We start from the raw sequence: 21,246 nt of genomic DNA on the forward strand, positions 1-21,246 counted from the left end.
TGTTTCAATCATCTTTTACTATCAAAAAGATGGGCTAAAAAAGAAGGGGGCGGTATGTGCGGTGTGGTCGGAATTGTGGCACACAGTCCAGTCAATCAGTTATTGTATGATGCGCTGACGATGTTGCAGCACCGCGGGCAAGACGCGGCAGGCATCGTAACGTGCAAGGACGGGCGACTGTTTTTGCGTAAAGAAAATGGCATGGTGCGTGACGTGTTTTTGACACGCCACATGATGCGTTTGGTGGGTGATTTGGGCATTGGGCATGTGCGCTATCCCACCGCAGGCACTTCAAGCAGTGCTGAGGCGCAGCCGTTTTATGTCAATTCGCCCTATGGCATTACGCTTGCGCACAACGGTAATTTGACCAATGCGCTTGAGATTGCTGCTGAGTTGTACGATGAGGACATGCGCCACATCAATACCAACTCAGATTCTGAGGTGCTGCTTAATGTGTTGGCACATGAAATGCAAAAACTGGGCAAGCAGCACCCAACGCCTGAGGATATCTTTGATGCCACCACCGCTGTGTACGGGCGCATTGAAGGCGCGTATGCGGTTGTGGCAATGATCACAGGTTATGGGATTTTAGCGTTTCGTGACCCCAACGGCATCCGCCCGTTGATTTATGGTGAGCGTTTGGCAGACGATGGCGGCACTGAGTACATGGTCGCCTCGGAGTCAGTTGCCTTGACCGCTGCAGGGTTTAGCGTGGTGCGTGATATCAATCCAGGTGAGGCGATTTTTATCACAGAAGGCGGACAGCTGTTTAGCCGTCAATGTGTTGAGCCCAAAGTCTTTGCGCCGTGTATTTTTGAATACGTGTACTTTGCGCGTCCCGATTCAATCATGGACAATATTTCAGTCTATAAAGCCCGTATGCGTATGGGCGAAAAATTGGCGCAAAAAATCAAGCGCGAATGGGGCGATGCTCACGGTATTGACGTGGTGATTCCAATCCCTGATACCTCGCGCACCTCAGCGATGGAGCTGGCGCAGCATCTGGGCGTTAAATACCGCGAAGGCTTTATGAAAAATCGCTATATCGGGCGCACGTTTATCATGCCAGGGCAAAAGCAGCGCAAAAAATCGGTACGCCAAAAGCTCAGCGCCGTACCGCTGGAGTTTAAAAACAAAAATGTGTTGCTGGTCGATGACTCGATTGTACGCGGCACAACGTGTCATGAAATCATCCAAATGGCGCGCGACGCAGGCGCAAAACAGGTGTTTTTTGCCAGTGCAGCGCCGCCTGTACGTTACCCAAATGTGTATGGCATTGATATGCCTGCCCGTAGCGAGCTGATTGCCTCGGGTCATAGTGTTGAAGAAGTTTGTCAGATGATTGGCGCGGATCGCTTGATTTATCAAGACTTGGATGATTTGATTGAGGCCGTACAAGACAAGCACAGCCCAGTCAAGCAGTTTGATTGCTCAGTTTTCAATGGCGAATACGTCGCAGGCAATATCGATGAGGCGTATTTGGAGCTGTTGCAGCGTAAACGCAGCGAACAAGCCAAACAAAAATCCGCAGGCGTGCAGGTCATTGCCGATACCCCCGTCGATATGATGGGCGTGCATACCGAAGGCTAATGACAGCTTGATAAGCGCTTTGATACGCCATTTAACCGTATCAGCGGTTTAAAAAATAGTCGTCCGATTGGGCGGCTATTTTTTTTACCAACCAGTTGTATTTGGTCTGACCAATATTAAACAGGACACGATTTAATTTAACCACATCGGTATAAAACCTACAAAAAACTCAACGTTCAACAAATTTTCATTGCCTTATTGTCGCAAAAACACTAAGATGGGCGCGTTTAGTGGCATAAAGTAACTTTTTTGTAATGATTGGTCTGATCAATTTTTTAAGCTGTCATTTGGCTTAGGGTACGAGTAGTGCAGATGTTTAACCTTTTTTGTGTGGTAAAGTGAGGTTCAGGGAGGAACACATGCAACAATGGCAACAAGTGTATGACCCATTTGGCAATATTTGGCTGTCGAGTGCGGTCGCGTTAATTCCGATTGTGTTTTTCTTTATCGCGCTGGCGGTGCTGCGCCTAAAGGGCAATATCGCAGGCACGATTACGGTGATTTTGGCGTTGTTGGTCGCGCTGTTTGCTTACCAGATGCCGCTTGCTATGGCATTGGCAGCAGGGGCGTACGGCTTTATGTACGGGTTGTGGCCGATTGCGTGGATTATCATTGGTACGCTGTTTTTATACAAAATTACGGTCAAAACTGGGCAGTTTGATATTATTCGTGCCAGTATTTTGTCTTTGACCGAAGACCAACGCTTACAGATGCTGTTGGTTGGGTTTGCGTTTGGTACGTTTTTGGAAGGGGCAGCAGGCTTTGGCGCGCCTGTGGCGATTACCGCCGCGTTGCTGGTGGGTTTGGGCTTTCGTCCACTGTATGCAGCAGGTTTGTGCTTGATTGTCAATACTGCGCCCGTGGCGTTCGGGGCAATGGGGATTCCGATTATCGTTGCAGGTCAGGTGTCAAATATCGACACACATGCAATTAGTCAGATGGTTGGGCGACAGTTGCCGTTTTTTGTGCCAATTGTGTTGATCTGGATTATGGCGATCATGGACGGCTGGCGCGGTGTGAAAGAAACATTCCCTGCGATTGTGGTTGGTGGTGGGGCATTTGCATTGGCGCAATTTTTGACTGCCAACTACATGGGACCAGAGTTGCCTGATATCACCGCAGCGATTGCGGCACTGATCAGCTTAACGTTGTTGTTCAAGGTCTGGCAACCTAAGCATATTTTCCGCTTTGATGAAGCCGAGCATGCAGAATTAAGCACGCAGCCTGCTGTTAAGCATACCACTGGCGAGATCATCAAGGCGTGGATGCCGTTTGCGATTTTGACCGCGATGGTGTCAATTTGGAGTATTAAGCCGTTTAAAGATTTGTTTGCCAAAGGCAAAGACGGTATGCCAGACGGTGCGCTGTCTGACATGGTGGTGTCAATCAAAGTGCCGTTTTTGCACAATATGGTACAAAAAATGCCGCCCATCGTGCCAGATGTGGCAGACTACGCGGCCATTTATAAGTTTGACTGGTTCTCGGCAGTTGGTACAGCGATCATGCTAGCTGCGCTGATTTGCATCGTATTTTTGAAAATGCGCCCCAAAGAGGCACTGAACACATTTGGTGAAACGTTGTACGAGCTGCGTATTCCGATTTATTCTATCGGCATGGTATTGGCGTTTGCCTTTATTGCCAACTATTCAGGATTGTCAGCAACATTGGCGCTGGCACTGGCGCATACGGGCAAGGCATTTACGTTCTTCTCGCCGATGCTTGGTTGGTTGGGCGTGTTTTTGACAGGTTCAGACACCTCTGCCAATGCGTTGTTCTCCGCCTTGCAAGCCACAACGGCACAACAAATCAACGTACCAGAGGTATTGTTGGTAGCGGCGAATACCTCAGGTGGGGTAACAGGTAAGATGATCTCACCGCAGTCGATTGCCATTGCCTGTGCAGCGGTCGGCTTGGTTGGTAAGGAGTCGGATTTATTCCGCTTTACCGTCAAGCACAGTTTGACTTTTACGGTGATGATGGGCGTGCTGATCACGTTGCAAGCGTATGTCTTCCCGTGGATGATCCCTGCGCTACCTGCCGTAGCAGGACATTAATGAACAAACTTTACCAAAAAATTGTGCTAAATTTTAGTCAGTGGACTTGAAAAAAGGGCGAGAGGTGAGCATGAAAGTCAGCGCGCAGACTGCCGAAGCCTTATTGCTGATGATTGAGGCACAAAATTTACCAATAGGGGCGCGTTTGCCTGCCGAGCGCGCGCTTTGTCAAGAGCTGCAAGTCTCACGCGCCGCATTGCGTGAAGCGATTGGGCAGCTCATTGGGCTAGGCGTGCTTGAAAGCCGCGCAGGATCGGGCACATTTGTGCGTCAGCCGTTGGCGGTAACGATGTTTCGGGCAAGCCAATCGTCTCTAGAGCCTACTGCTATAAAAGACGATGATGCCGACCCATTGTATCGGCTTGATGTCTATGAGGCGCGGTTGGTGCTTGAGGCGGGCACGGCATGGTACGCTGCCCAACGCGCCACACCTGCCGATATCGAGCATATTCGTGCAGCGTATGATCGCCTAGCGAATTTTCAGCGGCAAGGCAATACCGAGCAGGCGGCGCTGGCAGATGCGCAATTTCATCTGGCAATCGCGCAGGCGTCGCATAATTTGGTGCTACTTGAGCTTATGCATAATTTATTTGAGCGTTTGCAACACAATGTAGTCACCGCCAGACGCAAAATTTATACTCAAACATACGAATTTGATAAGTTACACGCGCAGCATTCTGCTATCTTAGCGCATGTGAGTGATGGCGAGCCGCAAGCCGCCCGTGAGGCAATTTGTGAGCATATCGGTTTTGTGAATCAGCAAATCACCGATATTGAGTTACAGCAAGCACGTACCCAACGTGTTAGTCGGCTGGGTATCCTGCTTTAATTTTCTTTAATCAAATAAGGGCACATTATGATTATCTCTTCTGCCAATGACTACCGCGAAGCCGCGCGTCGTCGTTTGCCACCGTTTTTGTTCCATTACATTGATGGCGGTGCGTATGCTGAGCAAACCCTAAGCCGTAACGTACAAGATCTATCACAAGTTGCGTTGCACCAACGTGTACTTAACGATATGTCACAGCTTGACCTATCAACCGAAATTTTTGGTGAAAAATTGTCATTGCCATTGGCACTATCACCTGTGGGTCTAACAGGTATGTACGCGCGTCGTGGTGAAGTACAAGCAGCAAAAGCCGCGGATAAAAAAGGCATTCCATTTACACTATCAACCGTGAGCGTGTGCCCGATTGAAGAAGTTGCGCCTGTCATGCACCGTCCAATGTGGTTTCAGTTGTATGTATTGCGCGATCGTGGCTTTATGAAAAACGTGCTTGAACGCGCCAAAGCCGCAGGCTGTTCAACCCTAATCTTCACCGTTGATATGCCAGTACCTGGTGCACGTTATCGTGATGCACATTCAGGCATGAGCGGTCCATATGCCAACTTGCGTCGTTACGCACAAGCAGTGGTACACCCACATTGGGCGTTTAACGTAGGTCTATTGGGTCGTCCACATGATTTGGGTAACGTGTCAAAATACTTGGGCAAACCGATCCCTCTAGAAGATTATATCGGTTGGTTGGGCAAAAACTTTGATCCATCGATTTCTTGGAAAGACTTGGAGTGGATTCGTGACTTCTGGGATGGTCCGATGGTAATCAAAGGTATTCTTGACCCAGAAGATGCCAAAGATGCGGTACGTTTTGGTGCGGATGGTATTTTGGTGTCCAACCATGGTGGTCGTCAGCTTGATGGCGTAATGTCTACTGCCAAAGCCTTGCCATACATCGCTGATACTGTGAAAGATGAAATCAAAATCTTGGTGGATTCGGGTATCCGTAATGGTCTTGATATCGTGCGTATGATCGCATTGGGCGCAGATATGTGTCTGATTGGTCGTGCATTTATCTATGCCTTAGGCGCGCAAGGTGAAAAAGGCGTAACCAATTTGCTAAACCTTATCGAAAGCGAAATGCGCGTTGCGATGACTTTGACAGGGAATAACACCATCAAAGATATCACCCGTGATGCGGTTGTCGATTATGACAAACTAAGCAGCGATGCCAAAGCCGCGATGGAGCGTCGCGCTGCACAAGCTGCGCAAGACAAATAATTTGCCGCTTGAGTAATAAAAAAAGCCATCCACAAGGGGTGGTTTTTTTATGGTCAAATTTTTTTAGCGTTGGCGAGTAGTACAAGATGCCATGCCACTACCTAAACTTGTACAGGTACTGATGGTTTGATTAGGGTAAATACTGGGCGCAATAAAAGGCTGTGGTATAGTTGATAATATTTGACTATTTTGCATCATTTGATTGGCTAAAGCAATTTGGTGTTTACTGATATTATTAGCAGTATCGCTAAATGTTTTTACCGCCTGAGCCATTTCAGCTTGTCGTTTCTGTGTGTAAAGAATATCACTTGATAATGATACGGCATACCTTTGACAAATTTGTGGAGTGATTTGTGGTGCATACTGTGCGTATGAATTCATATATTGATTGATTAAATCATCATCAACCGTATAATGATTATATCGCTCGCGGTAAAATGCCATACCTTGTGCCGCTAATTTGGGATCTAATAGTCCTTTTTCGCTGCACATGCCGAGCAAAGATACGTCTTTTGCGAAAGTCATATGCTGTTCAGGTGTCATAGTAGTGGCACAGGCTGTTAGGTAAATTGAAGCCGTTACCATTAAAAGTCTAGAATTTTTCACTGCTGTTACTCCGTTCAGTTTAATGTATAGTTACAGTAAATTACAAAATGTTAAAATCGTTTAAATGATAAAGATTGGTGCTGTAGCCGTCCACGAACCAAAAGTATTTTCTCCCTAACTTTTAGTGTAGTTACATAAATTAAATCATGAAAATTCACGAAAAAATTCGCAACCTTAGAGAAATGAACCATTGGACACAAGAGGATATGGCAGAGAAATTATCTTTGTCTGTGGCAGGATATGCGAAAATAGAAAATGGCAAAACCCATTTAACGCTCAAACGTCTTGAACAATTTGCCGAAATTTTTAACGTGGAAATCTTAGATTTGATTCAAAACGAAAATAACGTTTTTTATCAATTAAACTCTGATAGTAATGCGCGCAACCAAGCGCAAGTATTCTATAATATAGGGTCACAATCAAATACCGAAGAACGTGACTTAGTAAATGAGATAGAAAAATTGAAACTTGTAGTTGAACATAAAAATGAGTTGATTAATCAATTGCAGCAGCAAATTTATGATTTAAGAACACTTAATAAATTACTACAAAGCAATAATCCGTAAATTCTAAAAAAAAGGAAAAAACATGCTATCGGTATTGGCATTGGTGGCGTTTGAAAAAGCCGCGAATTTGGCATTGGCAGCTGACCCAATCACCCAGCAGGGCATCGCACCCCTATCGGGCAAGACCTTGCGATTGGTGTTGCAGTCACCGCCCGTGTCGGTGGATACGATTTTTAATGACGGCCATATCCGCTTTGAGCCCGTCGTTACGCCGATTTTTGAGCCTAAAGGCGGACAAGCCAGTGTGGCAACGCCCGATTGTACCGTGACAGCGCGTGATATTGCACAGCTGTTATATTTGATGGGGCGGCCTGAAGGCAATTTGCCGATACAAGGTGATTATAAAATTTTGGCACAGGTCAAACGCTTATTGGCAGGCTTTGAGCCTGATATCGTTGATCGACTGCAGCCTGTCATCGGGGTGTCATTGGCCAGTCAATTGACCTTGTTGCTTGAGCAGCTAAAAAGCTTGGCAGCACAGCATGTTTCAGCCCATGCCAGCCAAAATAAACACCACACTGCTTATGCCGCGTCAATGACGAATTTTAACCCAAACGAACAGGCAGGGGATTATGATATCCATGCCAGTGATGACATCAAGCAAGCGCAATTACGCCAACGCGCCGACAAAGAGCGTGAACAAGCCCGATATGAGCGGCGAAACCGTTAAACCGCTAACCTGCGCATCGCCAAAATTATCGCTCTACCCATTAGAACGTGCTACAATCGCCTATCCATTCTGTTTTTTGCCAACCGTTGAGCCGCTGCTGTGTTATTGCAATATCGAAAGCGCCTGTTTGAGCTGTGGCGCATTGCCGCGTATTATCGCCTTGATACCCATCTGCCCGTGACGCAAGCGCCGCAGTTGCAGCCGATTGCGCGGCTGATTGCCATGCATCCCGTGGCGTGGTTTGCCAAACCCAACCCCAATGGCGTAAAACTTGCGCTTGAGGACATGGGTACGTTGTTTTTAAAACTCGGTCAGCTGCTATCCACGCGCCGCGATTTGGTCGCGCCTGAGATTATCGAGCAGTTGGTACAGCTACAGGACAAGGTCAAGCCGTTTGATGTCAGTCTTGCCAAAGCGCAAATCGAGTGTCCGCTGGCAGATGGTGGGCTGGGGCAGTCGGTGGCGACGTTGTTTGCGCGTTTTGATGATAAGCCCTTGGCGGCAGGGTCGATAGCACAGGTGCACACCGCGCGCTTGCATGATGGGCGCGAGGTGGTTGTCAAGGTCGTGCGTCCGCAGATTCGTGAGCAAATCGTGGCGGATTTTGAGCTGCTGCGTGAGCTGGCAAACTGGGCAACGGCACGTATCGAGGCGGCGCGTGCGGTACATGCGCGTGAGTTGGTTGAGGATTATCGCCAAGTCATGTTGGCAGAGCTGGATTTGACGCTTGAGGCGGCCAACACCACGCAAATGCGCAACAATTTTTTGGGCTCAAGCCTGATGTATGTGCCCGAGGTGTATGCGGTTGGCAAAAATGTCATGGTGATGGAGCGCATCGAGGGCGTGCCCATATCGCGTACTGAGGTATTTGACGCGCTGGGCTATGACCGCGCCGCATTGGCAGAAAAAGGCTTGACGATTTTTTTTACCCAAGTGCTGCGTGATAACTTTTTTCATGCCGATATGCACCCAGGCAATGTGTTTGTCGAAACCTTACCTGCAGGCACGCCCCATCCTAATCCGCGCTATATCGCATTGGACTGCTCAATCGTCGGTGAGCTGTCACGCCAAGACCAATTGCTGGTTGCGCGGCTGCTATTGGCGGTGATGAATGGCAATTTTACCATGCTGGTGGATATCATCGCGCGCGCAGGTTGGATACCACCGACGACAGACCGCCACGCGCTGATGCGTGACATGCGCCGCACCGTATCACCGATGATCGCCAAGCCAATCAATGAAATTGACTTTGCTGGCGTGCTGATGCAGGTGCTTGACATCGCGCGGCGGTATCACTTGGATATTCCGCCGCAGCTGATGCTGTTGCTAAAAACCTTGGTGCATGTTGAGGGGCTGGGACGTGATTTGTATCCCGAGCTTGATATTTGGTCATTGGCAAAACCGATTTTGACCGAATGGGTCAAGCAGCAATTTGACCCCCTGCAAAAGATCAATGAAGTGCGCCAAAACTTGCCCGAGTTGCTACTGGCGGTCAATGATTTGCCCGCGCTGCTAGACAACAGCTTGCAGGGTTTGTCGCGGCTTGGCGGCCAGCAAGACCGTCAGCTGCGTGAGATTCAGCAGTTGCGTGCCGATATGCTCAAAAGCCGACAGCAAGATTGGCTAGCGGTGTTGGGGTTTGTTGGGCTGTTGGTGTTGGCAAATCTGGTTGCCAACCACAGTATTTGGCAAATCAGCAGTTGGCTGACACCGCTACTGTATATCGCGGCGGCGGCGTGTGTGCTGTGGCGGCTGCTAAGCTGATAAAAAACGGTTCAACCTACAAAAACGATTAAAAAAATACGCCCCGCCATGACCACCGATGTAGCCAACCTTGCCCCTCTTGCTTTGACAGGTAAACCAGTTAATCCGCCAACCGCCGAGCAGTTGGCGCGGCTTGAGCTGGCAAGCCCGTTTGCGTGGCGGCTGTGGCAACGCCAAACTGACACCGTACGCGCGTTTTTGGCACGTTTTGCGCTTGGGCAGACGCTGGATGCGGCAGTTTTTGCTGACTTGCTGACAGAATTTACCCAAACCCGTGGCGACCGTTATGCCGAGCAAGCCGTTGTCATGCATGGGCTGCGTGCTTTGCGTAATTTGTTGATGTTGCGATGGATTTGGCAAGATGCGTTGGGGCTTATTCGCTTGGAGGATTTAACGGCGGAGTTGTCTGAATTTGCTGACGCGTGTTTAAAATTTGCCAAACACCATGTTTATCAAGGTTTACAACGCCGCTACGGCACGCCACAGTTTGACGATGCCAAAAACCGTCCATGTGCCGATGATTTGGCGGTGATTGCCATGGGAAAATTGGGCGGGCATGAGCTGAATTTATCCAGTGATATTGATTTGGTATTTGTTCATCAAGGGCAAGGCGAAACGCTGGTTGAGCATGATTTGGCGCCAAAATCACGGCGACAAAAGTCGATTGATACCAAAAAATTCATGCAGCGTTGGGGGCAGGGCATTATTGACCTGTTGGCAACGCCGACCGAGGCAGGCATTGTGTTTCGCGTGGATATGCGCCTACGTCCGTGGGGAGAGGGCAGCGAGCTTGCCATTCATTTATCTGCGCTAGAAAAATACTTTGCGCAGCATGGGCGCGCGTGGGAGCGTTTTGCATGGCTTAAGGCGCGGCTGGTCACGCCTGTGGTATTTGCCGAGCCACTTGACGAGCTGATTCGGCGGTTTGTGTTTCGCTACTATGTTGATTACAGCGCGTTTGCCGCTTTACGCAGCATGAAGTCGCTGATTCAAAACCAAGTCGCCAGTCGGCAAGATGTCGATAACATCAAGCTTGGCGCAGGTGGAATCCGCGATATTGAGTTTATCGTGCAGGCGTTTCAGTTGATTTATGGCGGAAGGGTGTCAGAGCTTGGTGTCAAAAACTGTTTGCGCGCGCTGGATGCACTGGGCGAATTTGACTATTTGGATGCCAAAACAGCAAGCGAGCTTGCCGCGGCGTATCGGTTTTTGCGTCGTGTTGAGCATGCCATCCAAGCCATGCACGATGAGCAAACCCAACGCTTGCCGACCGATGCGCCGACCCGTGCGCGCTTGGCACAGGCGTTAAACTACCCCGATTGGCACACACTGATGACCGAGCTTGACGCGGTGCGTGCGCAGGTCAAAGCGCCGTTTGAGCGTATGGTCATCGACCGCAGCGCGATTGCCGAGATGCCGCAAATCCATCATGCCAAAAACCAAACCGCGCTTAGCACCCGTCTGACCGCTGCCAACATCGCGCGGCTAGACGCGTTTTGGCACAGCAGCCAAGTGGCAAAGCTGGATGATGAATCGCGCCGCCGTCTCAACAGCGCGTACCCTGTGCTGGTACACGCGTTGTTATCGCCCAATCTGGACGATGACGCACTCAATCGTGCTTTGCCGCGTTTGCTGGATTTGTTAGAAGCGATTAGTCGGCGTTCAATTTATCTGATTATGCTGGCAGAAAATCCAAACGCGACGGGCAAGCTAATGCCGATGTTGGCCGCCAGCCCGTGGATTGCGCGCGAGCTTGCCAGTCACCCTGTGTTGTTAGATTCATTTTTGCGTGAGCAGTACCGCCACCTGCCCGACAAACCCGAGCTTGCCGATATTTTGCGCCAGCAGTTGTTGCGCGTTGAGCCCGATGACGACGAGGGGGTGCTCAATGCCTTGCGGTTTTTTAAAAATACCCAAGTCTTGGCGGTGGCGGCCAGCGATATTTTGGCAGAGCGTCCGTTGATGAAAGTGTCAGATTCGCTGACGTATATTGCCGAGGTTGTGCTACAAGCCTCGCTACAACTGGCATTTGCCGATTTGGTCAAAAAACACGGCCACCCAATCAGCGCGCGCGGTACGCCTGTCAGCGAGCAGGCGATGGGTATTGCCATCATCGGTTATGGTAAACTTGGGGGGCTTGAGCTGAGCTATAGTTCGGATTTGGATTTGGTCTTTATCCATGACATTGATGAAGCTGCGCTGACGACGGGCGACAAACCGATTAGCGGTATGCGCTTTGCCATGCGTTTGACACAAAAAATCATGAATTATCTGATTACCCAAACCCGTGATGGACGCGCGTATGAAATTGACATGCGCTTGCGTCCATCGGGGCAGGCAGGTATGCTGGTGGTTTCAACCCACGCATTTGCGCTGTATCAAAGCCAAAAAGCATGGGCATGGGAGCACCAAGCCTTGGTGCGCGCGCGCCCTGTGGCAGGTGACCTAAACGTGTGCCAAACATTTGCCGAGATTCGCCAGTGTGTGCTTGCCAAGCCACGCGCGCTTGCCGATGTCCGCGCCGAAGTTGCCGCCATGCGCCGCAAAATGCACGAGCATTTAGCCAGCCCAGCCCATGCCGCCAACGCAGGGCAGTTTCACCTCAAGCAAGATTTTGGGGGCTTGGTTGATATCGAGTTTATGGCGCAGTTTGCCGTGTTGGCGCACGCCCATGCTTATGCCGAATTGGCGGTGTGGAGTGACAATGTGCGGATTTTTGAGGCGCTGGCAGGCACGGGGTTGGTAGAGGCGGCAACGTGTGCGCGTTTGACCGAGGCGTATTTACACATTCGCGCCGCCATGCACCGTTTGGCGTTGGCAGGGCAGCCGCCGATTGTTGCCGCGTCGGATTGGCAGGATTTACGCACATTTGTTGAAAGCGTGTGGCAAGATTGGATCGGCGCGCGTTAAAATATTACCAAACAACGTGTGGATAAAAAAAGTTGGCGTGAGCGTAAAAATTTTTCGCTTTAACTTAGCGCTAAAATCTTGTTAAATGCTATTATTCAGCCATGGCAAAATTGTGCTAACCACCTTAATGGCTGAACAAGATTTTATTTTTGGGTGGCAACCTGTCTAAGGCAACACCCGACCTTTAACCTTAAGTTGTAACAAGGAGCAAAACGTGCAACTGGTACCAAGTATGGCAGACCGCGATGGCGTGATTTGGAAAGACGGCGAGATCGTCGATTGGCGTGAGGCAAAAGTGCACGTGCTGACCCACACCCTGCACTATGGTTTGGGCGTGTTTGAAGGCGTGCGCGCGTACGAGACCGCCGACGGACGCACTGCGATTTTTCGCCTTGACGCGCACACCGAGCGGTTGCTTAATTCCGCCAAAATCTTTGAGCTTGACGTGCCCTATGACTTTGACACGTTCAACCAAGCCCATAAAGCTGTCGTGCGCCAAAACAACCTCAAATCCTGCTACCTACGCCCATTGATTTGGGTGGGTTCTGAAAAAATGGGCATCTCTGCCAAAACCAACACCATTCATGCGATGGTGGCGGCGTGGCATTGGGGCGCGTATTTGGGTGAAGAGGGCATGGCAAAGGGTATCCGCGTCAAAACTTCCTCACTGACCCACCACCTGCCCAATGTGACCATGTGTAAAGCCAAAGCGGTGAGTAACTACCCTGTGTCGATTTTGGCAAACCATGAAGTCACCCGTAATGGCTATGATGAAGCCATCTTGATGGATCCGCAAGGTTATGTGTGCCAAGGCTCAGGCGAAAACCTATTTTTGGTCAAAAACGGTGAGCTGCATACGCCTGATTTGGCAGGTGGCGCGCTTGACGGTATCACACGCCGTACCATTATTACGCTTGCCAACGATTTGGGCATCAAGGTGCATGAACGCCGCATCACGCGCGATGAGTTTTATATCGCTGATGAAATCTTTATGACAGGCACGGCAGCAGAAGTCACCCCGATTCGTGAATACGATGACCGTGTGATTGGCAAAGGCGCGCGCGGCGAGCTGACCACGCAGCTGCAATCAATGTATTTTGACATCGTGTATGGCCGCAACGACAACTACGCGCACTGGCTGACGTACGTTGATGAATAATAGCTTATCACAATTGATCGATGAATAACGCAGCCAACACCCCCAAAGACCGCTCACCGCGCTATGTGGTGTGTATGAAGTGGGGCACTAAATACGGCGCTGAATATGTCAATCGGCTGTATCGTATGGTCAAACGTCACTTGACGCTTGACTTTACCATGGTCTGCTTGACCGATGACAGCCACGGCATTGATAGTGCCGTGCGTTGTTATCCCTTACCGACGCTCAATTTACCGCCGAATTTGCCCGAACGCGGTTGGAACAAACTCACCACGTTTGCACCAACCCTGTATGACCTAGCAGGCACAGCGCTGTTTTTGGATTTGGATGTGGTGATCGTCGATAACATCGATGCGCTATTCACCTATCCCACGCGCTATCCTGATAGCGTGCTGATTATCCGCGATTGGAAAAAACCGTGGCGTATGGTGGGCAACAGCTCGGTGTACCGCTTTCAAATCGGGCAAAACACCTATCCCAATCTATTGGCAAATTTTGAGCAAAATTTTGCCACCATTCGCCAGCAGGTGCGCCATGAGCAGGCGTATTTGTCCAATTATTTGCGCGCGCACCACCACTTGGAGTATTTTCCCAAAGACTGGTGTGTGAGCTTTAAATACCAGTGCGTTGCACCGCCGCCGTTTAACTTGGTGATACCGCCCAAACTGCCCAAAGGCGCAAAAATTGTCATCTTTCATGGCGAGGTCAATCCACCCGACGCGATTCGCGGTGGCGTGGGCAAGTGGTATCGCGTGGTGCGTCCTGCGCCATGGGTTGCTGAGCATTGGCGCTGACAGCGGCAAACGAGCGGATAGTGACACATGGTAATCACGCGTGGGCAAGACCAAGACCAAAACCAAGACCAAGTGACTTTGACCGCCAACCACCAGTCGCTGACGGTGGCGCGATTAAGCCTGCAAGATTTGGCAGGCTGGCACGCCCAAACAGCAGGCAAGCCCGTGAATGTGTTTGCCTCAGGGCCATCCATCAAGGAGGTGAACTTCACCGCTGCCGTATTGGCGCAGCCTGCGTTGTTTGTCAATGGCAGTCTAAGCCTTATGGGGCAATACCAATTCATCTGGCCTGTGGCGTATGTGGTCACCGATGCGCGGTTTATTCGGCATAATTTGGCAGTCATCCTTGCGCACTACCAAGGCATGTTGTTTTGTCTGACCTTGCCTGTGTTGCAAGCCTTGGTGGCGGCCGCCCCCGATTTTGTCGTCAAGTTTTGGCCAAATTTGCGCCTGATTTTTGCCATTGACCGCCCGATTGTGCGCCAGACGCGCCCAAGATTTTTGGCATGGCTAGCAAATCGGCAAACATTTACGGTGCAAAAAGTTGCGCTACGCCAAGCGGATTTATCGACACAAAATTTTGTCATGGATTGGCAGCATAATCCCGTGATTGGCGTGTCGCTGGATATCACCCAAGGTTTTGTTGAGGCAGGTACGGTGGCGTACGCAGCGGCACAACTGGCATTTGGTTTGCGCCCATCGGCAATTCATCTGTACGGTGTGGATTTGCTCAACACACAGCAGCCACGGTTTTATGAATCTGCGCACAATGCCGCGCCCATCATGCTTGATAAGGCGGTGGCAAGTCGGATTGTGCCGTCGTTTGACTGGCTAAAACGCGTGTATGCCCGTCAGCAGGTGGCATTGATCAATCAATCGCCCGTATCACAAGGCTTGTTTTAGGGGCTTCAGAGGTTGTATGTATCATTTGACAGGCTGGCAACGTAAGTTGGTACTGCTATTTTGCAGTGAAAAACGCTTGGGTGCCAAGCAGCTGTTGGCGGTCTATGCCGACAAAAGTTTTGCTGAAATGAAACACACCATCATCACCGATACCGATGTTGATTGGACGGTCTATGAAAACAGACCGCGTATTCGTGATTTAAATAAACATTTTAACAAGCTTAAGGCTGAGTTTATTGGCAAGCCTGAGCTGTGCTTTTATCATGCCATGTTGGTTGTATTGCTACGCCGCGATTACAAAAGCGCGCAGACGTTTGCCGAATTTGAGCGGTTGTGGCAGGCTGAAGCGGATTTTTTGTTAGAACAATTGTCGCTGCGTTGGGTGGTGTCTGCGTGTGATACGTTTGTTGATTTTAGCCCAAAATTGACCAACAACGCTGTACGCGCAAGTATTTTGATGAATGTGGTAAGCTTAGTTAATACCCTAAAAGTTTATGAGACGCAGCTTCTAGCCATTGAGCGTGCGCTTGGCTTTGAGCCTAAGCGGTTGGATTTTAGCCAGTTTAGCCTTGCGCATGATGCGCTGGCGATGGGCACAGGGCTAGATTACTTTCGAGTTGGGCGCGATGATACATTGAAAAATATGCGCACGCGCTATCAGCACTTGGCAACGCTTGATCCGTTGGCAGGTAAGATTTTATTGCAGGTGTTTGAATCAGTGCAGCATATTGATAGCGCGTTTGCATTTGTCAAAGCCTTGCACACCGATGACAAAAGCATGTGGTGGCAGTCTGATGCCACCGTGCCAACGGATTTGGTTATGAACCATAACGAGGAAAAAAAACCGTGAACCCGTTAATGATTGAGTCTGAAATCGAGGCGTTTAACAGCGATGATACGTTTGTGGTGGGCTGTTTTTATACCGCCAACTATCGCGAGCATGCCATGCGTCTTAAGGCATCGTTGGAAGAATTTGGTTTAAATTATTACTTTGCCCAAGTGGCCGATGCAGGGTTTTGGGAGGCCAATACGCGTATTAAGCCGTATTTTATTGCGCATTGTTTAGCAAAATTTGCCAAACACGGGGTGTTGTATTTGGACGCCGATGCGGTTGTAAAACGCCCCTTGGATTATTTTAACCAAATCGATGCGGATGTGGCACTGTACCACACGCGCGGGCTTGCCAATATGTCGCATGACTATTTGGCAAGCACCATGTTTTTTAACAACACGCGTGCCAGTCATGAGTTGGTCGCACAATGGATTGCCGAGCAGCAAGACGGTAAGCGCACACAGGTCGATCAAGACAGCCTTGACGCTGCCATGCACAAGATGGCTGACCAAATTAGCGTCGCGCCATTGTCGGCAGGCTATATCAAGATTTTTGACCGCGACACGCGTCAAGATGGCTATGACGGTGATATTTATATCGAGCAGTACCAAGCCAGCCGCAGCCAAACCAAGTTGCGCCGCACATTGATACGGCGGCGCAATCGCATCATGGGTGCAGGCGTGGTGATGGGGTTGGCATTGGGTGCATACTGGTTGTTAAATTAAAACGTTTGTGCTCTGGCGGTGTGCTGAGCAAAATCCACATACTGCTGGGCGACGTTTTCGGGCAAAAACTGTGTATCAAACGTCGCGATAAAATCGCTCGGGCTGTCCATAAGGGCATTGAGTTTGGCTGTCAGCGCGTCGCAGTCGCCAACAGGCACAAGATGGTGCGTGGGCAAAATCTCATTGGGGCCAGACGGGCAGTCTGTGCTAATGGTCGGCACGCCTAACGCCACCGCCTCAATCAAAGCAATGGGCATACCCTCAAAATCCGACGACAAAACAAAACCGCGAGCGTTTTTGACAAAGGGGTAGGGATTGGGCTGAAAGCCTGCCAGTATCACATGATCTTGCAAGCCAAGTTTGGCAATTTGTGCACGAATCTGCCCCTCAAGTACACCTTTACCGACCAAAACCAGCGGATATCGGCGGCTGGATTTGGCGTAAGCCTGTAATAGCAAGGCGTGATTTTTTTGTGGCTTAAAACTGCCAACCTGGACGATATACGCTTGCGCCAAATCTGGTAAGAATTCTGCGGCGAGGCGTTGAAGCTCAGCTGGGTCAGTGGGGTTGTGAATAACCGTGATAGGCTGCTGGCTGGCGAACAGTTGTTTAAAATCTTGTGCCATGCCGTGGCTGACGGCAACGGTTGGGTACTTGGTAAATACGTTGCGGTAATAGCGTTGTTTTTTGGGGGGCAGCTTATACCAGTTTAGTTTAATCGACAAATAGTTATGCAGCACAACATTGACCGCAACCCCCCGTGCCGCTAAGGTTGAGTGCAAAAACACCTCATACGCGCGGTACAAATTAACCAGCACAACATCGGCGGCAAGCTTACCAATGAGCGCATCGACTTGACGGGCAAATAACCGATACCGTAGGGGCTTTGGGATACTGCGGCTTAGTTTGGCAAACGGTAGCAAATGATAGCGCAAATTTGGGCTTAACGTGTGTTCAACGGTTGCTTCAAAATACACCACATCAACCGTGTGCCCAAGCGCGGCCAACGCATCGCCAAGCGTCAGCACAAACTTTTCTGCACCGCCGCCCTGTAGCGAGTTGATGACAAGGACAATTTGCATAATCACACTCGGTAATTCGTCTCACGGTGATTGTTAAAATCAAACCCCAAGCCTAGCCATGGCGTAAAATTTTGTCGAGTTGTCTTTTGAGCCAAGACGGCGTTTGCTTGCCCTCAGGTCGGGTGATGGCATTGCCCTTGTAGGACTTTTGGCTTTTTTTGCTAAATATACCAAAGGGTGGCACGCGATAATCTTCCACCGTGTAGCCTGCTGCCAATGCCTCATGATAGTATTGGTCAAAAAGCGCTGCCAAATCTTGCCGAGGGTGCGGCAAAATCTGCCCATCAAACCAATGCCGCTGGCCTTCTTGTTGCAAGCGTGGTAATGAATAACGGTGGCTAAACTGCGTGCCCATATCAGAATAATGCAAAATTTTAATCGCCTCAATGGGCAAGTCTTCGCCATCGACACAGTTAAAGGTATCTTGATACACTTCGATCCATTCAGGATGCTCGCGAAACAGGCGCATCATTTGTTGATGGCTATCGGGATCCGCTTGTAATTCAGTAAGCGGCGGTAAAACCGCTCGCGCTTTGGCGCAGTCCCACACACAGGTACATAACCTTGTCAAGTCACCGTGACCTTTGGCGGCCACCACCGCACTGCCCGTGATCGGGTGTTGCCATAGCTCGTTGATATCGCTGAGCACCAGCATATCAGCGTCCATATAGATTGCACGCCCTGTAAAGCCGCAATACTCAGGAATCGCCCAACGAAACCCCGAAAACGGTGTTGCCCATTCTTGCGTGTGCCAGCCTTTACCCGTTGCTGGATCGGCGTACCACGCGCTGCTTGGGTCATGCGACAGCTGCATCCATGTGATGTGCACAGGCTGTTGGGTGTGCTTGTGGATGCTGTAGTCAAGCACCATCATTTGTTCTAGGTCGCTGTTGTTTGGGTCACAGCCGACAAAAATGCGAATGGGTTGCTGGTCTGTCTTCATAATTTTTATGGTTGTTTAACTTTTATGGTTGTTTAACAATGAAACATGTGAGGTTATTCGCGCCAGTGCTGTGCCACCCAATCGGTTGGCAAAATAAAATGACGCAAATGCTTGATTGGGTGCTTGAGTTTTTCTGGGGTGAATAATCGCGCCAAGTGGTCTTTGGCGTTGCTGGCAGATTGTTTGTTGTATTTGCCATCAATCGCGTTTTGGGGATACAAGTCACCGGGAAAAATCACAATCCGCGCATCATGCGGCAATTTGGGCGGCAACACATAGTTGAGCGGAAACGGCTGGCGGCATTTACGGCGAAAATGCACCACCCACGCTTTGGGAAACAGTTTAACCCCGTTGGGCGCGTTTTTGGTGACAAAGCGTTGTTCAAAACGGTATTTATCCGCCACACCTTGGGGGTCGGCGCGAAATTTCTCCAGCAGGGGCGCAAGGCTACCGACTTGAAAGCGAAAGCAAGAGGTTTGCCCAAGGCGTTCTAAGGGATTGCTGGGATTGTATGATAACACCGTATCATCGGGGTTGGCATAACTGAAAAAATCATCCAAATTGCCGACAATCACCACATCTAAATCCAAAAACAACACCGTGCCCGTGATATCGCCAAGGGTTTTGTTCCATAGGCGTGATTTTGGCCATTTGCCCAGCGTGTTTTTGGGCATCGGGATATCACTTGGTGGGAGTGGTTGGCATTCTACTTCCGGGCGAATGCCGTCGGTGTTGTCAGTAAAACAGACAAAACGAAACGGTGGCGTGATATTGCGGCTAACCATGCCATACAGTTTATTGACATAGCTGGCGTTGTATTTAGTGCCCCATTTGATGCAGATGATTTGTTTAAGCATAATAAAGCGTTTTATTAAAAAAATATTCAATGCGTAACGCGCTTGCTGGCATTATACACCGTCTGGTTTTGGCGGTAAATGTATGTTAAGCTTATGTGCAATGCCAATAGTCCAACCTTTGGACATTGTTAAAAATTTTTAAATAACCATCAGGGCGGGGCAAAAATGATAAACGTGGGTATCGTTGGCGGCACAGGCTACACGGGCGTTGAGCTGATTCGGCTGCTTAGCCAGCACCCAGAGGTGACCATCCGCTGTTTGACCTCACGCAGCGAGGCAGGCAAGCGCGTTGATAGCCTGTTTCCAAGCTTGCGCGGTGTGTCAGATTTGGTGTTTAGTGACTTAGACCCCAAGCAGTTGGCAGCCTGTGACGTGGTGTTTTTTGCCACACCGCATGGGGTAGCCATGCAGCATGCTGAATTTTTGCTTGAGCACAATACCAAAGTTATTGATTTAGCGGCAGATTTTCGCCTGCAATCGTTGGATGATTTTACCCAGTGGTATCAGCTAGATCACGCTTGCCCCGCGCTTTTGCGCGAAGCGGTGTACGGCTTGCCCGAGGTCAATCGGGCAGCAATCAAAAACGCGCGTATCATCGGCAACCCCGGTTGCTATCCAACCACAGCGATTTTGGGCTTAAAACCATTGATTGATGAGCAAAATCAGCAAGGGCAAGCGTTGATTGAGCCGTGGATTGTCATTGATGCCAAATCGGGCGTATCGGGTGCAGGCAGACAAGCCAAGCTTGATTTGTTATTTAGCGAGACAGCAGACAACCTAAAAGCCTATGGCGTGGCGGGGCATCGGCATTTGCCCGAAATCATGCAAGGGGTGGATGATTTATTGTGCCAGTCTAACAATGCTGTCCAGCGGCATGATATCCACTTTGTGCCGCATCTGGTGCCGATGATTCGCGGTATGCTAAGCACCATCCATGTGCGTTTGACCGATGCTGGGCGCAAGCAGCATTGGCAAGCGTTGTATGAGCAAGCTTACGCCGATGAGACCTTTGTCGATGTCATGCCGCAAGGTAGCTATCCTGATACGCGCAGCGTTCGCGCCAGCAACCGCTTGCGTATTGCCGTGCAAACCTTGCCCAATAGCCCAATGCTGACGGTGTTGGTGGCACAAGATAATTTGGTCAAAGGCGCGGCAGGGCAGGCGGTGCAAAACATGAATTTGCTGTTTGATATCCCCGAGACACACGGGCTTATGCTTGCGCCTGTTGTGCCATAATCGTGATATTACGCCGCGCCCATCCATCATGGCTAAAAACGCTATGCGCCAAACACGGTGCGCCGACAAATAGCACTGTTTTTTTGCGTTAAAATTGTTTATCATGCGCTGCGATATAGCCATCGCTTTTAAGCGGTTACTGTCTAAGCGGTCAAGATAAGGTAACTTAACTTAACTTAACTTAACTTAACAAGGTAACTTAGATAATTCGGGGCTATTTAAGGTAATTTGGGTAACAAACCAGCTTAGGCAGCCACGCTGCCTCACAAAAATTTGTTAAATATTATCATTCGTTGCCGTAAACCTGCGACTTCAGGCGGTGGTTTTACGGCAATTGTTAAATGCGATAAGTTTTGCTATACTCATCTGACTATATTCAATGTCTTACATTCCACAGTTAAGTTAAGACTAAATTGCGAGTACGCAGTAACTTAACTGGTAAGACGTTTCCAAACACACACTTAAGCTAATTCGTGTCTAAGACAATCCTAACGGT

General features: G+C 49.6%; 18 protein-coding genes. 14 read left to right on the forward strand and 4 right to left on the reverse strand.

The features are described 5' to 3' along the window. The first annotated feature begins 54 nt into the window (after positions 1 to 54). The 4 genes from purF (at position 55) to lldD (ending at position 5,703) form a co-directional block, all read left to right on the forward strand. Positions 55 to 1,590, forward strand: coding sequence for an amidophosphoribosyltransferase (purF, locus tag AC5L4R_RS01595; protein ID WP_494472055.1), 1,536 nt, complete (start codon positions 55 to 57; stop codon positions 1,588 to 1,590). Between the two features lie 359 nt (positions 1,591 to 1,949). Continuing rightward, the gene (lldP, locus tag AC5L4R_RS01600) at positions 1,950 to 3,644 is read left to right on the forward strand and encodes an L-lactate permease (RefSeq protein ID WP_494472056.1); all 1,695 of its coding nucleotides are present in this window, start codon (positions 1,950 to 1,952) and stop codon (positions 3,642 to 3,644) included. Positions 3,645 to 3,714: 70 nt separating this feature from the next. Continuing rightward, entirely contained in the window at positions 3,715 to 4,473 is a 759-nt protein-coding gene (locus AC5L4R_RS01605; protein WP_494472200.1) for an FCD domain-containing protein, read from the forward strand. Between the two features lie 27 nt (positions 4,474 to 4,500). Next, positions 4,501 to 5,703 (forward strand): FMN-dependent L-lactate dehydrogenase LldD, encoded by a 1,203-nt coding sequence (lldD, locus tag AC5L4R_RS01610; RefSeq protein WP_494472057.1) that lies wholly within the window; start codon positions 4,501 to 4,503, stop codon positions 5,701 to 5,703. Positions 5,704 to 5,766: 63 nt separating this feature from the next. On the opposite strand, the gene AC5L4R_RS01615 is transcribed toward lldD, so the two are convergent. After that, positions 5,767 to 6,309 (reverse strand): hypothetical protein, encoded by a 543-nt coding sequence (locus tag AC5L4R_RS01615; RefSeq protein WP_494472058.1) that lies wholly within the window; start codon positions 6,307 to 6,309, stop codon positions 5,767 to 5,769. Positions 6,310 to 6,455: 146 nt separating this feature from the next. Here AC5L4R_RS01615 and AC5L4R_RS01620 point away from each other — a divergent pair, with 146 nt between their 5' ends. The 9 genes from AC5L4R_RS01620 (at position 6,456) to AC5L4R_RS01660 (ending at position 16,632) form a co-directional block, all read left to right on the forward strand. Then, entirely contained in the window at positions 6,456 to 6,875 is a 420-nt protein-coding gene (locus AC5L4R_RS01620) for a helix-turn-helix domain-containing protein (protein WP_494472059.1), read from the forward strand. 22 nt (positions 6,876 to 6,897) lie between these two features. Continuing rightward, positions 6,898 to 7,545, forward strand: a complete 648-nt coding sequence (locus AC5L4R_RS01625) for a hypothetical protein (RefSeq protein WP_494472060.1) — start codon at positions 6,898 to 6,900, stop codon at positions 7,543 to 7,545. A 99-nt stretch (positions 7,546 to 7,644) separates the two neighbouring features. Next, a complete protein-coding gene (locus tag AC5L4R_RS01630) occupies positions 7,645 to 9,309 on the forward strand; it encodes an ABC1 kinase family protein (protein WP_494472061.1) in 1,665 nt (554 codons plus the stop codon). A 48-nt stretch (positions 9,310 to 9,357) separates the two neighbouring features. Further along, the gene (glnE, locus tag AC5L4R_RS01635; RefSeq protein WP_494472062.1) at positions 9,358 to 12,219 is read left to right on the forward strand and encodes a bifunctional [glutamate--ammonia ligase]-adenylyl-L-tyrosine phosphorylase/[glutamate--ammonia-ligase] adenylyltransferase; all 2,862 of its coding nucleotides are present in this window, start codon (positions 9,358 to 9,360) and stop codon (positions 12,217 to 12,219) included. A gap of 232 nt (positions 12,220 to 12,451) precedes the next feature. Further along, positions 12,452 to 13,378 carry a branched-chain amino acid transaminase gene (locus AC5L4R_RS01640; RefSeq protein WP_494472201.1) on the forward strand — a complete coding sequence of 309 codons (927 nt, stop codon included), beginning with the start codon at positions 12,452 to 12,454 and terminating at the stop codon, positions 13,376 to 13,378. A gap of 20 nt (positions 13,379 to 13,398) precedes the next feature. Next, on the forward strand, positions 13,399 to 14,172 hold the full coding sequence (locus AC5L4R_RS01645; RefSeq protein ID WP_494472063.1) for a glycosyltransferase: 774 nt from the start codon (positions 13,399 to 13,401) through the stop codon (positions 14,170 to 14,172). A 27-nt stretch (positions 14,173 to 14,199) separates the two neighbouring features. Further along, positions 14,200 to 15,075: a WaaZ-like lipopolysaccharide core biosynthesis protein gene (locus AC5L4R_RS01650; protein ID WP_494472064.1), complete on the forward strand. Its 876-nt coding sequence runs from the start codon at positions 14,200 to 14,202 to the stop codon at positions 15,073 to 15,075. A 16-nt stretch (positions 15,076 to 15,091) separates the two neighbouring features. Then, positions 15,092 to 15,925: a hypothetical protein gene (locus AC5L4R_RS01655; RefSeq protein WP_494472065.1), complete on the forward strand. Its 834-nt coding sequence runs from the start codon at positions 15,092 to 15,094 to the stop codon at positions 15,923 to 15,925. Continuing rightward, positions 15,922 to 16,632, forward strand: coding sequence for a hypothetical protein (locus AC5L4R_RS01660; RefSeq protein WP_494472066.1), 711 nt, complete (start codon positions 15,922 to 15,924; stop codon positions 16,630 to 16,632). Before AC5L4R_RS01655 ends, AC5L4R_RS01660 begins: the two co-directional genes overlap by 4 nt. Here AC5L4R_RS01660 and AC5L4R_RS01665 read toward each other — a convergent pair. Genes AC5L4R_RS01665 through AC5L4R_RS01675 form a run of 3 tightly spaced genes read right to left on the reverse strand, consistent with a single transcriptional unit; the run spans position 16,629 to position 19,514 of the window. Beyond that, the gene (locus tag AC5L4R_RS01665) at positions 16,629 to 17,714 is read right to left on the reverse strand and encodes a glycosyltransferase (protein WP_494472067.1); all 1,086 of its coding nucleotides are present in this window, start codon (positions 17,712 to 17,714) and stop codon (positions 16,629 to 16,631) included. The genes AC5L4R_RS01660 and AC5L4R_RS01665 overlap by 4 nt on opposite strands. A gap of 52 nt (positions 17,715 to 17,766) precedes the next feature. Beyond that, the gene (locus AC5L4R_RS01670) at positions 17,767 to 18,657 is read right to left on the reverse strand and encodes a glycosyltransferase (protein WP_494472068.1); all 891 of its coding nucleotides are present in this window, start codon (positions 18,655 to 18,657) and stop codon (positions 17,767 to 17,769) included. Positions 18,658 to 18,710: 53 nt separating this feature from the next. Beyond that, entirely contained in the window at positions 18,711 to 19,514 is an 804-nt protein-coding gene (locus AC5L4R_RS01675) for a glycosyl transferase (protein ID WP_494472069.1), read from the reverse strand. Positions 19,515 to 19,679: 165 nt separating this feature from the next. Between AC5L4R_RS01675 and argC the strand changes: the two genes are divergently transcribed. Then, positions 19,680 to 20,750, forward strand: coding sequence for an N-acetyl-gamma-glutamyl-phosphate reductase (gene argC / locus AC5L4R_RS01680; RefSeq protein ID WP_494472070.1), 1,071 nt, complete (start codon positions 19,680 to 19,682; stop codon positions 20,748 to 20,750). Positions 20,751 to 21,246 lie beyond the last annotated feature (496 nt).

The organism is Faucicola sp. SE7633, from assembly GCF_059264685.1.